This window comes from Novipirellula caenicola, from assembly GCF_039545035.1.
Classification (GTDB): Bacteria; Planctomycetota; Planctomycetia; order Pirellulales; family Pirellulaceae; genus Novipirellula; species Novipirellula caenicola.
Map to the genome: position 1 here is coordinate 259,884 of NZ_BAABRO010000010.1, position 15,398 is coordinate 275,281.

10 protein-coding genes are annotated in these 15,398 nt (G+C 54.5%); 9 read left to right on the top strand and 1 reads right to left on the bottom strand.

The window, feature by feature from the left end; genetic code table 11:
- Nucleotides 1-6 precede the first annotated feature (6 nt).
- The 7 genes from ABEA92_RS19180 to ABEA92_RS19210 all read left to right on the top strand — a co-directional run bounded on the left by ABEA92_RS19180 (nucleotide 7) and on the right by ABEA92_RS19210 (nucleotide 12,164).
- A complete protein-coding gene (locus ABEA92_RS19180; protein WP_345685467.1) occupies nucleotides 7-2,889 on the top strand; it encodes a DUF1553 domain-containing protein in 2,883 nt (960 codons plus the stop codon).
- A 115-nt stretch (nucleotides 2,890-3,004) separates the two neighbouring features.
- Nucleotides 3,005-4,507, top strand: coding sequence for a DUF1501 domain-containing protein (locus ABEA92_RS19185; protein WP_345685468.1), 1,503 nt, complete (start codon nucleotides 3,005-3,007; stop codon nucleotides 4,505-4,507).
- A gap of 196 nt (nucleotides 4,508-4,703) precedes the next feature.
- Entirely contained in the window at nucleotides 4,704-6,137 is a 1,434-nt protein-coding gene (locus tag ABEA92_RS19190; RefSeq protein ID WP_345685469.1) for a sulfatase-like hydrolase/transferase, read from the top strand.
- 76 nt (nucleotides 6,138-6,213) lie between these two features.
- Nucleotides 6,214-7,410 (top strand): kappa-carrageenase, encoded by a 1,197-nt coding sequence (locus ABEA92_RS19195; RefSeq protein WP_345685470.1) that lies wholly within the window; start codon nucleotides 6,214-6,216, stop codon nucleotides 7,408-7,410.
- Between the two features lie 204 nt (nucleotides 7,411-7,614).
- Nucleotides 7,615-9,171 (top strand): sulfatase, encoded by a 1,557-nt coding sequence (locus ABEA92_RS19200; protein WP_345685471.1) that lies wholly within the window; start codon nucleotides 7,615-7,617, stop codon nucleotides 9,169-9,171.
- Nucleotides 9,172-9,444: 273 nt separating this feature from the next.
- Nucleotides 9,445-10,455 carry a zinc-dependent alcohol dehydrogenase family protein gene (locus ABEA92_RS19205; RefSeq protein ID WP_345685472.1) on the top strand — a complete coding sequence of 337 codons (1,011 nt, stop codon included), beginning with the start codon at nucleotides 9,445-9,447 and terminating at the stop codon, nucleotides 10,453-10,455.
- A 140-nt stretch (nucleotides 10,456-10,595) separates the two neighbouring features.
- Nucleotides 10,596-12,164: a sulfatase gene (locus ABEA92_RS19210; protein ID WP_345685473.1), complete on the top strand. Its 1,569-nt coding sequence runs from the start codon at nucleotides 10,596-10,598 to the stop codon at nucleotides 12,162-12,164.
- 203 nt (nucleotides 12,165-12,367) lie between these two features.
- Here the strand turns inward: ABEA92_RS19210 and prpB are convergent, their stop codons facing one another.
- Nucleotides 12,368-13,228, bottom strand: a complete 861-nt coding sequence (gene prpB, locus ABEA92_RS19215) for a methylisocitrate lyase (RefSeq protein WP_345685474.1) — start codon at nucleotides 13,226-13,228, stop codon at nucleotides 12,368-12,370.
- A gap of 121 nt (nucleotides 13,229-13,349) precedes the next feature.
- On the opposite strand from prpB, the gene ABEA92_RS19220 reads away from it, so the two are divergent.
- Together ABEA92_RS19220 and ABEA92_RS19225 are read left to right on the top strand one after the other, a co-directional pair.
- A complete protein-coding gene (locus ABEA92_RS19220; RefSeq protein WP_345685475.1) occupies nucleotides 13,350-14,957 on the top strand; it encodes an acyl-CoA mutase large subunit family protein in 1,608 nt (535 codons plus the stop codon).
- A 12-nt stretch (nucleotides 14,958-14,969) separates the two neighbouring features.
- Nucleotides 14,970-15,392, top strand: coding sequence for a cobalamin B12-binding domain-containing protein (locus tag ABEA92_RS19225; protein WP_345685476.1), 423 nt, complete (start codon nucleotides 14,970-14,972; stop codon nucleotides 15,390-15,392).
- Nucleotides 15,393-15,398 lie beyond the last annotated feature (6 nt).

A 15,398-nucleotide genomic window follows, 5' to 3' on the forward strand; every position in this document is an offset into this window, starting at 1 on the left:
CAAATCATGATCATTCAACATCACTCCATCCTTGTTCGTATGCTGTTAGCCGCTGTCATCAGCGTCGCGTTCCTGAACACAACGACGTACGGCGACGAAATTGACTTTCAACGCGACATCCAGCCGATCTTCAACGAGAGCTGCGTGGATTGTCATGGACCGGACGAGCAAGAGTCGAATTTTCGCGTCGATAGCCGCGTGGCGTTGCTAAAAGGAGGCGACTATGGTGATCCCGGAATCGTGCCGGGAAACGCGGCAAGCAGTTTGCTGATTTCCGCCGTCTCGTACGAGGATCCCGATCTGCAGATGCCTCCAGACGAGAAGTTGAGCGATGAAAAGATTGCCTTGCTACGCGAATGGGTCAAACAAGGCGCAGTTTGGCCGGGACAAATGGAGGCCAAAGTCGTCCGTGAAAAATCAGACCATTGGTCGTTTCAACCGGTCGTGCGTCCGGAAATCCCATCGGTAGCAACGAAAGTGAATTCGGCAGCGACGGTTTCCAGCAAGCACGCGGTCGAGCCCTCGCCGATTGATTCGTTTTTGCTCAACCGTTTACACAACGAGGGACTCTCCTACTCGGAACCAGCTGACCCACGATCGCTGATTCGGCGAGTTTCGATCGTTTTGACCGGACTGGCACCGACTCCCGAGCAGGTCGAGTCGTTTGTATCGGCGTTCGGTCAGGATGCCGACGCGGCTTATTCCGAGCTAGTCGAGCGGCTGTTGGATTCGCCCCACTTCGGCGAACGATGGGCTCAACATTGGCTGGACGTGATTCGTTGGGCTGAAACCAATGGATCCGAAAGCAACATGTATCGCAAAAATGCATGGATCTATCGCGACTATGTGATCCGCGCATTCAACGAAGACAAACCGTACGATCAATTCTTGTTTGAACAAATCGCCGGCGATACGGTGGGGCAAGGAGACGCAACGGGGTATCTCGTATCTGGGCCGCACGTCCCCGCAGCCACCGTCGGGCAAGAACCGACGGCGCGTCGCCAAGCGCGTGCCGACCGCATGGACGAAATTTTGCAAACCGTGGGTGCAAGTGCGATGGGAATGACGATCGGTTGTGCCCGTTGTCACAACCACAAATTTGATCCGATCTCGATCAAAGACTATTACTCGATGGCAGCCGTCTTCCAGGACATCGAATTTGGTAGTCGGTTCCCGGAACTCGCCGACACTCATCCTCGCAAGGTTCGCGGCAAAGAATTGTATTCGCAGATCAACCAACTGCGTCAAAGGCTTCGATCCATGGGGCCGTGGGACGAACATTGGATTGGTTTCAAGGAAGTGCGATTTCCCGAGACCCAAACCCAAGCCGTGCGGTTGACGTTCACGAAGAACGCGGTTCGTGTGGATGAATTAGAGATCTTTGGCAGCCAAGAACGCGGTCGCAATTTTGCGTTAGCATCCGAAGGCACCAAAATCGAAAGCCCCGAAGAGATGGCCGTGCCGCGAGGTCCGCTCGACAACATCAACGACGGTGAATATGGCACCGACGGTTGGGCTGGCAAAAAGCCCGAAGGCAGCGATGACTATCCGTGGGTGACCTTTACGTTCAAAGAAGCTCGTGACATCAACCGGATTCGCATGAGTTCGAATCGCGGCGATTTCCTTGAAACGGACTATTTGACCGGGTTGAATTTCGTCTATGTCGATCCTTACATCGTCGAGGTGCAAACCGAAGACGGCCAATGGAAACAGGTTGCGGGAACGAAACACTTTCAATCACTCGACAAACAGCACCCATCGCGCACCGCGATCAGCAAAGAACTGCAACAATTGATTGAACTCGCCAACGAAGAAGGCCCCAAACCAAGTTTTGTCGGTCGCTTCGTCAAACCAGTGACGACATTTGTGTTCCGACGCGGTAGCCCTGAAACCCCAGGCGAAGAGGTTCCGCCGGCTGGATTGAGCGAGCTCGAAGGCGATCTAGGACTCCAGTCCGATTCGCCGGGCAAGCAGCGTCGTAAGGCGTTTGCCCAGTGGCTTACCGACCCCGAACATCCGTTAACCGCTCGAGTGGCGGTGAATCGGTTCTGGCATCACGTCTTTGGCCAAGGCATCGTGGCGACGACCGCTGATTTTGGTGCTGCCGGAGCCCAACCGACCCATCCTGAACTGTTGGATTGGTTGGCAGCCGAGTTCGTCAATCCCGCCCTAACCCATTACCGCGGCGGCGATACAGCGGATTCGTCACAACGCGATCATAACGACGACTCGCCCGATCGCACTCGTTCCGCTTGGTCGATGAAACATATGATCCGGTTGATGGTGATGTCAAAAGCGTTCCGACAATCCAGTCTGCCGCGAGAGGAAGGACTGGACGTCGATGCGGGTTCGGCACTGCTATGGCGTTTTCCTCCGAAACGCGTCGAAGCCGAAGTGATTCGCGATTCAATCCTGCAAGCGTCGGGTGTATTGGACACGGCGTTGGGTGGCCGAAGCTTCCGCATTCACAACGTCAAACAAAAGTACTCGCAGTGGGAAATCGTCGATAACCATGGACCGGAAACATGGCGACGGATGATTTATCAGGAGCGGATGCGGCGTGTCGACGACCAGATGTTTACTGCGTTTGATTTCCCCGATTGTGGACAGGTGCAAGCAAAGCGGCCGGTCTCCACGACTCCGCTGCAAGCATTGAATCTGTTGAACAGCGATTTCGTGATCGATCAATCGCGACGCATCGCCAAGCGGGCAGAAAAAGAGAGCCGAGGTGACGTGGCCGAAGCGGTACGGCGATGCTTCGAGTTGCTTTTAACCCGCGAACCGACGTCGGATGAACTTGACGCCAGTTTGGATTTGGCAAAACAGCACGATCTAGCGATGGTTTGTCGCTCGCTGATCAACGCCAACGAATTTGCATTTTTGCCGTAAATCGCAATGCGACGGCTACGGAACTGGGGGATCCCCGCCATGACCGCGGTGGACAGAACCGCTTTGAGCTTCGATTGGAACCACACACCCAAAAACTTGATGCGAGAACGAAATAATGAGTAATCCTGAAAAACTATCACCGCTTGGACGTCGTCTACTGGATCGCCGCGGTTTCCTGCACACCGCAGGACTCTCGACCAGTGCGATGGCGCTTGCGAGTCTTCTACAGCAGGACGGTTTGTTGGCGTCCGACAATACGGCCGCATTTGGGAACAAACCCATTCGTCCGGTCATCGACCCGAGTCGTCCGTACGCCGCTCGCCCGCCCCATTTCCCAATGCCCGCAAAACAGGTGTTGGTGATCTATCTGCCTGGAGCCGTTAGCCATGTCGACACGTTTGACTACAAACCCGAACTCGCCAAGTTGCATGGTCAAAAACCACCGGGCATTCCCGCGGTGACGTTCGAAGGCCCGACTGGCAACATCGCCAAGCCGTTTTGGGATTTCAAGCCTCGCGGAGAATCGGGCAAGATGGTTTCGGACTTGTTGCCTCATTTGGCGCAGCACGTCGACGACTTTTGTTTCTTTCACGCGTTGACGACCGACACCAGTGCTCATCCGCAGGGCGAGAACTTTATGAACACTGGGTTCACGATGGAAGGGTTCCCATCGTTTGGGGCTTGGGTCACCTACGCTCTTGGAACCGAGAACGAAGAACTGCCTTCGTTTGTTGCGATCAATGACCCGCGAGGGATGGCGAGAAGCGGCAAGAACAATTTTGGGAACGGATTTTTGCCGGCCGCGTTTCAAGGAACCGATTTCAGTGCGACGACGCCCCCGAATAATTTGCATCGTCCTGAATCGCTCACCCGCGCCGCCGATCGCGGCACGATCGATCTGTTGCAGCGACTCAACGCACGGCACTTGAACAAGTATCCCGAGGACGCTGATTTGGCCGGACGAATTGCTAGCTACGAATTGGCGGGCAAGATGCAAACCACCGTGCCCGATGTGATGGACATCTCCGGTGAAACTGCCGCGACGCTGAAAGCCTATGGCGTCGAGGGCGGCAGCAAACTACGAGGCGAATATGCCCAGAACTGCATCTTGGCTCGTCGGTTACTCGAAAAGGGAGTCCGCGTCGTCCAATTGTTCAACGGCAGCGATCCCTCGGGCGGAAACGGCATTACCAACTGGGACTCTCATTCGGACATCGAGAAAACGCATGCGATGCAGGCGGAGATCATGGATCAACCGACCGCGGCCCTGTTCGCCGATCTGAAGCAACGCGGAATGCTCGAAAACACGCTGGTGGTTTGGGCCACCGAATTTGGACGGATGCCATTTTTGCAAGGCAACGGTACTGGACGTGACCACAACCCAAGTGCGTTTACTTGCTTCTTGGCTGGAGCGGGGGTCAAGAAGGGATTCAGCTACGGCGAAAGCGACGAATTTGGCTTCAAAGCTGCAATCAACCTGACAACGGTTTACGACTTCAACGCAACACTGTTGCATTTGATGGGGCTCAATCACGAACGTTTGACCTTCTATCACAACGGGATCGAGCGGCGGCTTACCAACGTGCATGGACACGTCGTGCACGACGTCTTGGCGTAACCAGTCTTGGCGTAACCAGTCTTGGCGTAACCAGTCTTGGCGTAACGTCATCCGATTTCCCTCGGATGACAGCTTCTCGTGTTGGATGATGCCGAATACATGCGGCTGATGATCAAATTTTAATCGCAGCTTCCCTTCCTTTATCTATTGGACTTCGTTGCACATGTCCTCCTTCGCCACGAATAAATCCGTAGTCATGACGATTGCCGTCTTGCTCGTTCTCGCCGGATTGAAATCAGCCATCGCGGCAGAACCGCCACGACCGAATATTGTTTTGATCATGTGTGATGATCTTGGTTACGCGGACGTCGGTTTCAACGGAGCCACGGATATTAAAACGGCGGCACTGGACCGCTTGGCACGTAACGGAACGGTGTTCACATCGGGGTATGTTGCCCATCCATTTTGCGGACCGAGTCGAATGGGAATGATGTCTGGACGGTATCCGCACGCGATGGGAACTCCCTTTAACCTGCCGAATGCAGGTGTCGAGGTCCAGGGAACCGAAGGACAAGGGATCCCAGTGGACGAGACACTGATCAGCACGGTGCTTCAGGAAGCGGGTTACTTCACCGGAGTGATGGGGAAATGGCATTTAGGAGACGATCCTCCGTTTCACCCCAACCACCGCGGATTTGACGACTTCTATGGTTTCTTGGGCGGCGGACATGAGTATTTCCCCGAGCACTACATGGCGACCTATCTCCGTCAAAAGAAAGCCGGAAAAACGCTGTTCAATGAATACGTGGTTCCGCCCGAACACAACGGCACCCAGGTCAACGAGACCGAATACATGACCGACGCGTTGTCGCGAGAAGGCGTTCGGTTTGTTAAACAAGCTGCCGAGATGGACAAGCCGTTTTTCCTTTTTCTCTCTTACAACGCGCCCCATACACCGCTGCAGGCGAAAGAAGAAGATCTCGCGTTGTATGCCCACATCAAGGACGAGAAGCGTCGCACGTATGCCGCAATGGTGCATGCGGTGGACCGTGGTGTCAGCGAGGTCGTCGCCGCACTCGAGCAGACGGACGAACTGAAAAACACGTTGATTGTGTTTCTCAGTGACAACGGGGGCAAAGAAGGAGCCGGCTCGGACAACTCGCCGCTGAAAAAGGGTAAAGGGAGTGTCTACGAGGGCGGTTTTCGCGTCCCAATGTTTTTCCACTGGCCCAACGTCGTTCCTGCGGGAAAGCAATTTGACTATCCGATCACGTCACTGGACTTCTATCCAACGTTTGCAAAATTGGCTGGAGCGACGATCCCAGAGAACAAGCGGCTCGACGGCAAAGACATTTGGGACGACTTCTTAGCAGGACGTAATGCACGCGACGGCCAACCCATTTTTGCAATGCGTCATTATGCAGCCTTCAGCAATGTAGGGGTTCGCCTAGACCAGTGGAAAGCGTGCTGTATCGGTAAACGTTGGGAGCTTTACAACATGGACGAAGACATCCAGGAAGAGAACGACCTCAGTCGATCGACCCCCGAGGTGTTGCAAACGATGATATCGGCCGCAGAAAAATGGAGTCACTCGCACATCCAACCGTTGTGGTTTTATACCAATCAGGGAGCCAAGCAATGGGCTGAAAATGACATGCCCAATTGGAAAGCGATCTTCGGCAATGAATGACCTGCGGTGAGCATGCCCATCGCCCCCAACAACCATCTTATCCCCCAACAACCATCTCTTTTTGTAAAGCAACACCGTGTTCAAATTTCGAAACAGGACGCTGGCCATCGCTGTCGTCGCGATCGCCATTTCCTTATCGGCACAGGCCGATCCGCCTCAACCATTTGGCGACGTGCTCAACTCCAGCGTCGGCGATTGGGAGCTAATGCCAGGCTTTTCCGATGAATTCAACGGGCAACGGATCGACACTCGGAAATGGAACATCGACACCGAAGACTGGGGGACGTGGAGCTGGGATCCTGAAAACGTCCGTGTGGAAGACGGATCCTTGCTTTTGCAAATGGTCCAGGAAACGCATCAACGTGACAAGCAAAAACTCGATTACAAATCGGGGATCGCACGCACGCATCACACCATCACCTACGGGTACTTCGAAGCACGGATAAAAGGATGTGCGCGTTTTCCCGGAGCATCACCCGCATTTTGGCTGCACAGCAAAGGCCCCCAGAATCGCTATCGGGCCAAGGATGGTGAAACGGTTACCTATTCAGAAATCGACGTGGTTGAGTTGCAGCAAAGCGAATTCGACAACAAAACCAAGAAACATCATGGCGTCCATCACATCGACTGTAATCTTCACACCCAGCTTCTCCGAAACGCTCAGAAGCAATGGATTCGTCCGAATACGAATCCGGAAATGTGCAAAAATGAATTCATCGCTCCTTGGGATCCTCGTGACGACTTTCATGTGTACGCAGTGGAAAACAGCGAGCAGTGGATCGTCTGGTACATCGACGGAAAGGAAATTGGAAGAAAACCGAACCTGTATTGGCATCTCCCTATGCATGTGACGCTATCACTAGGACTTCGCTACCCCTTTGAAGGATACAAAGACGGCAACCGTGTTCCAGTTTACGAAAAGACCACGACCGATGGATTCCCGACCGCGATGTCGGTTGACTATGTTCGCGTTTGGCAGAACGTAGCCGCCAAGCAAAGCGAGTCGAAATTGCGACAGTCCCAACAACAAACGGCTGGCGTCGACAAAGCGTCCTCTACAACGAAACCGATCAAACCAACGCTGCAAACTAACATGACCAAAGCTGAGTTTGTCGCGATGGAAAAAGAAAAATGGAATCGTGCGGGTTGGGCCTGGGACCAAGCCAAGGTCGAATCAAATTTTGACGAGATGGATACCAATCATGACGGCATCACGTCCGGCATCGAGCGACAACGGTGGTTTGCAAAGAAAAAGGAATCCGCAAACCAATAGTTCGGAGACTCTCGACGGGGCCAAACATCTCAGGAGGGCCTCGAGTCAGAAAGAAACAGCAACGCCCTCTCCACCGCCAGAATCAGAAAAATTAAGATCACCAACAATGTCGCACTGACAGCGGTCCTTTCCGCGTTCGGATTGTTCGCGGCGAACGATTCCGCAAACGCGGTCGCCCGAGACCAATCCACAACGAAACCCAACGTGTTGTTCATTGCCGTCGACGACCTGCGTCCCGAACTTGGGTGTTATGGATCGGACATTGCGATCACGCCCAATCTGGACGCCTTGGCAAATGACGGGTTGCTATTTAACCGCGCGTATTGCCAGGAAGCGATCTGCAGCCCGTCTCGAGCGAGTCTGATGACCGGTGCACGTCCGGACACGATTGGTGTGGTTGAAAACAACGCGATCTTCCGCGAACTCAATCCCGATATCGTCACGCTGTCCCAGCATTTCATCGCCAACGGCTACGAAGCAGTGCACTGCGGAAAAATCTTTCACAACCCTGCTCATGCTGACATGGCTAACTCGTGGAGTCGTGCGCCCTCTAAAAAGAATCTGAAACTAAAGCCGCCGACATCGACCTATGCCTTGCCCGAGAATCAGGCGATTCAGAAGCGGAACCTCGCAACGCTACAAGCAAAATATGGCGAGGGCATTCGCGGCTGTGGACTCGTTCATGGGCCCGCCTATGAATGTGCCGATGTTCCTGACCAAGCTTATCGAGATGGTTACAACACCGACCTTGCGATTGCGACCCTAAGGGAGATGGTGGATGACGGCGAAAAGCCATTCTTTCTAGGGCTCGGTTTTTTCAAGCCGCACCTCGAGTTCATCGCTCCGAAACGCTACTGGGATTTGTACGATCCAGCGGACATTCCACTGGCGACGCACGACGAAGCTCCGATTAACGGTGCGGCAATGGGTCTGCATGCATCGTTTGAATTGCGAGTCCGCGACGGCATTCCGAAAACGGGACCGATCGATCCCGAATTATCCCGCACGCTAAAACACGCCTACCTCGCCTGTGTCAGCTACATCGATGCTCAAGTGGGTCGCATGATCACCGCCCTCGAAGAATCGGGCCAACGTGAGAATACGATCATCATTGTGTGGGGCGACCACGGTTGGCATCTCGGCGACATGGGCGTTTGGGGCAAGGCGACCAACTATGAAATCGCAACTCGAGTGCCGCTGATCATCTGGACGCCGGACATGCCCAAGCACAACCGAGGCAAGGCAACCGATGCACTCGTCGAACTCGTCGATATGTACCCGACGCTTTGCGATTTGGCGGCGATATCGAAGCCATCGCATCTCGAAGGAACCAGTTTCCAGCCTCTGCTCGAGGATCCCGAACGTGATTGGAAAACTGCCGCGTTTAGTCAGTTTCCCAACCCCGCGCTGCGTGAATGGGCGGCCAACCCACTACAGCCGAGCATGCGAGAAACCTTCTTTGGTCCGTTGATCGAGCAAGTCGAATCGAAAATCATCTCGCAACAGGGGGATAAATGGGATCGTGATTTGTTCGAGAATCATTTGATGGGTTACACGATGCGAACCGATCGCTATCGACTTGTGGTATGGAAAGACACCGAACACCCCGACGCTGTTCCGGTCGACGTCGAGCTCTACGATCACGTGGAAGACCCAAATGAAACGGTAAATATTGCCGACAAATCGCCTGAACAGGTCGCAAAATTGCTGCAACAATTCAATGCCGGCTGGAAGGGAAATCGACCTTCGAGCCGTCAATAACCGGCGTTCCAGAAATCGAATGAATGTTTCGCCGATCGCGGACTCCGCTCGCATTCGGTCTGCATGCAATCTTTCGACCAAACGAGTCCGGCAGTAAAAACGTCATCCAAGTTTTTGCCGCAATGTTTTTCATTTGCTGTAAGGGGGGATGCGATTTTCAAGTAGTTCCCTACAAATAAGACTCGAATCCGCGCCCACCGAAGCCACGGCGGTAGATTGGGCATCAGGGGGGCGATCTTTGATATGAACATTAAAAACTTCTAGGAGACTCCGATGAAAAGCTACTTGATCGATTCTGACAAAGGCATTGATGCGATCCAAAAAGTGGACGTCACCGAGGTGAGCCCGGGGGCCGGCGAAGTCAAAGTCAAGATGAAGGCGGCATCGTTGAACTACCGCGATCTGATCGTCGCTGGCGGAGGATACATTCGCAACGACACGCGGCCCGTGGTCCCGTTGTCCGATGGCGCGGGCGAGGTGACCGAGGTTGGCGCGGGCGTCACACGATGGAAGGTCGGTGATCGGGTCAGCCCGATTTTTATGCGTGATTGGATCGACGGCGCGGTTGATAGCGCCAAGTTGAAAACCGGTTTAGGGGGCGGCGTCGATGGAGTGCTTGCCGAATCGATGATCGTGCGTGAGCAGTCGTTGGTGGCGATTCCCGATGGGATGTCCTTCGCGGAAGCTGCCGCCGTGCCTTGCGCCGGCGTCACGGCATGGCATGCGTTATTCGAATCAGGAAATTTGCAGCCGGGGCAAACCGTGCTGTTGTTGGGAACCGGCGGCGTGTCGATTTTTGCACTGCAACTTGCAAAAGCCGCAGGAGCCCGCGTGATCATCACGTCGTCAAGCGACGAAAAGATCGAACAAGCCACCGCGATGGGCGCGGACATGTCCGTCAACTATTCCAAACATCCCGAATGGCACAAACATGTACACGACTTGACCGGCGGTAACGGCGTCGACCATGTGGTCGAAGTGGGAGGTCCGGGAACCCTCGAACGTTCGATCAAATCTGCTGGCGTCGGCGGCCATGTCCACTTGATCGGTGTACTCGATTCACCCGGGGCCAAAATCAGTCCGATGTTGAGCGTGTTTAATCTGTTGACCATTCGCGGTATCTATGTCGGCAGTCGCCAGATGCATCAGCGAATGCTCGCGGCAATGACGGTCAATCAAATTGCTCCGGTGATCGACAAAACGTTTTCGTTCGACGATGCCATCGCAGCCTACCACTACTTTGCGTCGCAAAAGCATGTTGGCAAGGTCGTCATCGAATTCTAGGAATGACCGTGACGGCCGCGGACGCACTGAAAACAGTCGCCCTGGCGTCAGACCGTTCCAACGCGTCGAGCATCTTTGTATAAGATAGACGTTCATGCTTCCCAACTCACCAGCATATTACACGTCTATCTTTAACAAATATGAAATACTCGCCCTGTCTTGTCCTAGGTTTGTTCGTTCTCGCATTGGCCAGTCCGCAACACGCATCCGCCGCAACTCAACGCAATTTTGTGTTTATTTTGGTGGACGACCTCGGTTGCAAGGACCTTGGCTACGCGGGCAGCACGTTTCATGAAACGCCGCACATTGATGCATTGGCGGCGTCGGGAATGCGATTCGACCAAGGTTATGCTGCATGCCAAGTTTGTAGTCCGTCGCGCGCCAGTATCATGTTAGGCAAAGCAACGCCTCGACACGGGATCACCGATTGGATCGGCGCGGCAAGCGGCATGAAGTGGAACCGTGACGATCGTGTTCTGCCCGCCGAATACGAGCATGCTCTGCCCAAGCAAGACACGACGCTGGCCGAAGCCTTTCGTGAAGCGGGCTACACCACATTTTTTGCCGGCAAATGGCATCTTGGAACCAAGGGATCATGGCCCGAAGATCATGGTTTCATGATCAACAAAGGCGGCTGGGATGTCGGCAGTCCCAAGGGTGGCTACTTTGCACCATGGGAAAACCCGCGACTCGAAAGCGGCCCCGATGGTGAATCACTGACGTTGCGATTGGCCGAAGAAACGGCATCGTTCATCCAGTCGAGCCAAGACAAGCCGTTCTTGGCGTATCTATCGTTCTACACCGTTCACGGGCCAATCCAAACGACCGAAGAACTGTGCAATAAATACCGCGACAAGGCCGAAAAGATGGGGCTAACCGACAACGAGTCTCGCTTTACGCTGCAACGTCGTCTGCCGGTACGGCAGGTCCAGGACAACCCGATTTACGCCGGCATGGTAGAAACGCTTGACAACGCCGTCGGAATTGTCATGCAGAAATTGAAGGAAACAGGACTCGACAAAAACACCGTCGTCATCTTTACCTCCGACAATGGTGGGGTTTCCTCGGGGGATGCCTTTTCAACAAGTCTATTGCCGTTTCGTGGCGGCAAAGGAATGCAGTGGGAAGGCGGGATACGTGAACCCTATATCATTCATGTTCCGGGCATGACCCAATCGGGTTCCTCTACCGATACACCGGTAATCGGAATGGATTTCTATCCGACGATGTTGGAATTGGCAGGGCTGCCGCTGCGTCCCGAGCAACACGTCGACGGCGTTAGTTTGGTGCCGGTATTGAAGGGCGACTCCATCGCTGACCGGGATTTGTTTTGGCACTACCCTCACTACGGCAATCAAGGGGGTGAGCCATCGTCAATCATCCGCAGCAAAGACTGGAAACTGATTCACTATTACGAGGATGGTCGCAACGAGTTGTACAACTTGGCCAATGACGAAAGTGAACAGACCGACGTCGCGACAAAGCACCCCGAACGTGTCGCGGAAATGTCCAAGCGGCTCGAGGGTTGGCTGGCCGAGACCGGAGCCAAAATCCCTCAACCCGATCCACGGTTCACGCAAGCGAAGTTCGACGCGAAAATGAAGAACGTCCGCGAGAAGTTAATGCCAAGGCTCGAAAAACAACACGCCGACTATCTCGACAAAAGCAAGAAGCCCAGCCCCAATTGGTGGGGCAGCGCCAAGGATTGATGCAGTGTGGATGAATCGCGCGCGTAGCAGAACTTGTAGCGAAACTCGCCAAGAGTTTCGGACCGGGACAACCAGCGTCTCATCAACGGGATTTGTCGAAATCGGATCAGGAACAACGTCATCGTTGAATGATCCGAAAACAGATCGTCTCGCCCGCGATCTTGACACTCAAAAGCCTTCGCGACGTTTTGCGACGCGACGATTCATGGTTCTTGACGGTAATAATCCAACAACGAATACAGTTCATCGCGCGTCTGCATTTCATCGATCAACTCTTGTTGCGACCCAGTGGCACGGATCGTTTGATACACCCGAGCGGCAGCGGCGTTCATCGCTCGGAATGCTGTCAGCGGATAGAGCACTAATTTGACGCCCGCTTCACGAAGTGCGTCGATGCTGAACAGCGGCGTCACACCGAATTCGGTCAGATTTGCCAGTACGGGCACCGAGACGGATTCGGTGAAACGAAGGTAGTCTTCGAGCGATGGGATTGCCTCGGCAAAGATCATGTCCGCGCCGACATCCACGTAGCGATTCGCTCGCTCGATCGCCGCCGCGATGCCTTCGACCGCGACCGCGTCGGTGCGTGCCATGATGACAAAGCTAGCGTCGGTTCGCGAATCGAGCCCTGCTTTTAAACGGTCAAGCATCTCCGCCGTTGTCACGAGCTGTTTTCCGGGACGATGCCCACACCGCTTGGCATCCACCTGGTCCTCCAGATGCATTCCTGCGGCACCAGCACGCGTCAACTCGCGAACCGTTCGCTCGATCATCAGCGAGCTGCCCCAACCGGTATCGGCATCAACCAATAGCGGCACGTCGACCGCCGCGGTGATTCGCCTCGTGTCTTCCAAAACGTCTTGCAATGTGGTTACGCCCAAATCGGGCAATCCGTGCGATGCACTGGAAACCCCCGATCCCGACAAATAGATCGCACGAAACCCAGCCTGGCGTGCCAATAGTGCGGTAATGGCATTGATCGTGCCGGCGATCTGCAGCGGACGCTCCTGGTCAACCGCTGCACGTAATCGGGCACCCGCGGTGGAAGGCTCGGGTTTTGCCATGATGCGTGCTTTCAATGAGGGACCAATGGAAGTGAGGCGACAACGCTGTGAAAGCTTCTCCGCCGCCCGCGTCGATAATTGCGTATAATCAATTGTATCACTAGCGGGAAGGAGTATCGTGATGGCGACTGTTTCCACTGATCCCACAAACTCGCGGGCCACGTTAAGCGGCGTCCCCGTCAAGCCGGTGTATTGCGAAGATGACTTGGCCGATTGGGATCCCGAAACGCAACTAGGGCGACCAGGCCAATTTCCCTACACTCGCGGCATCCACGAATCGATGTACCGTGGCCGTTTGTGGACGATGCGTCAATTTGCCGGTTTTGGTCGGCCATGTGATACCAATCGCCGTTTTCATTTTCTACTCGAGCAAGGACAAACGGGACTCAGCACGGCATTCGATTTGCCAACCTTGATGGGCATCGACAGCGATGACCCACGATCACTCGGCGAGGTCGGCAGACTCGGAGTCGCGGTCGATACAGTCGACGACTTGTTCGCCTTGTTCGACGGAATCGACCTCACCCAAGTGTCGGTGTCGATGACCATCAATGCACCGGCGATCGTGGTCATGGCGTTCTATTTGTCGGCCGCACGACAACGCGAATGCGATTGGCGGAAACTGCGAGGCACCATCCAGAACGATATTTTGAAAGAATTTCACGCTCAGAATGAGTATGTGTTTCCACCCGAGCCTTCGGTCGGATTGGTCGTTGATTTGATTGAGTTTTGTTCGCAACATGTCCCCCAGTGGAACACGGTTTCGATCAGCGGGTATCACATCCGCGAAGCCGGTTCGACGGCGGCACAAGAATTGGCGTTCACGTTGGCTGATGGCGAACACTACGTTCAACAGTGTTTGAAACTTGGGCTCGATATCGATTCATTCGCTCCCCGATTAAGCTTCTTTTTCAACGCGCACAACGATTTGTTTGAAGAGGTTGCGAAATACCGCGCCGCTCGCCGTTTGTGGGCGAATCGCATGCGAGATCGATACGGAGCCAAAACCGAAGCTTCCTGCAAATTGCGTTTTCACGCTCAAACCGCAGGCTGTTCATTACAGGCAGTGCAGCCCGAGATCAATTTGGTCCGCGTCGGCTATCAAGCTCTCGCCGCCGCACTGGGAGGTTGTCAATCGCTGCATACCAATTCGATGGACGAGACGTTTGCGCTGCCTAGTGAGCATGCCGCCACGCTCGCGCTGCGGACTCAGCAGGTATTGGCGTCGGAAACTGGCGTGACCAACACGGCGGACCCGCTTGGTGGCAGCTATTTTGTTGAATCGTTGACGCAGCAGATGGTCTCGGCCGCCGAGGACTACTTTGACAAGATTGAAGAACAGGGCGGCATGATTCCTGCGGTCAATAACGGCTTCTTCCGCCGCGAAATTGCGGAATCCGCCTTCGCTTATCAACAAGCCATTGACTCCGGTGCGAACGTGGTCGTCGGTGTCAATGCATTCCAGTCATCCACCGAACCCGAAATCGCGTTGATGCAGTTTGACGAATCGACTGAATCCGCACAAATTGCGAACCTGCAGAGAGTCAAGGCAGCCCGCAGCGACCAGGACGTCGCTCGTTCCCTGACTCGACTGAAGCGTGCGGCCAAAGCCCGCCAGAACGTGATGCCGGCGCTGTTGCAATGTGCCGATGATCGAGTCACCGTGCAAGAATGTATGGATGCCATGGCCGAAGTGTATGGACGTTTCCGCTCCGACGCTAATTGGTGAGGTGTAAGTCTGATGACGCTAGCTCCATCGGGCAGCCAACGCCCTGACATTCGTTCCACGAGTCCCAAACGGATCTTGCTTGCCAAAGTTGGACTCGACGGCCATGACCGCGGAGTCAAAGTGGTCGCTCGTGGATTACGCGACGCCGGGTTCCATGTGATCTACAGCGGATTGTGGCAGTCGATCGACGCGGTAGCCGAGGCGGCTCAGGACGAAGATGTCGATTGGTTGGGCGTCAGCATCCTTAACGGTGCCCACATGACGCTCGTTCCTGCACTGCTACAAGAGCTACATCGCCGCGATCTGGATCATATCGGCGTTATCGTCGGCGGGATCCTTCCGCAACAAGATCAACAGAAATTAATCGATCTCGGAGCTCGCGGTTGTTTTGGTCCCGGTACATCCATCGAGACGATTGTGCAATTCCTCAGCTAGGCCCAC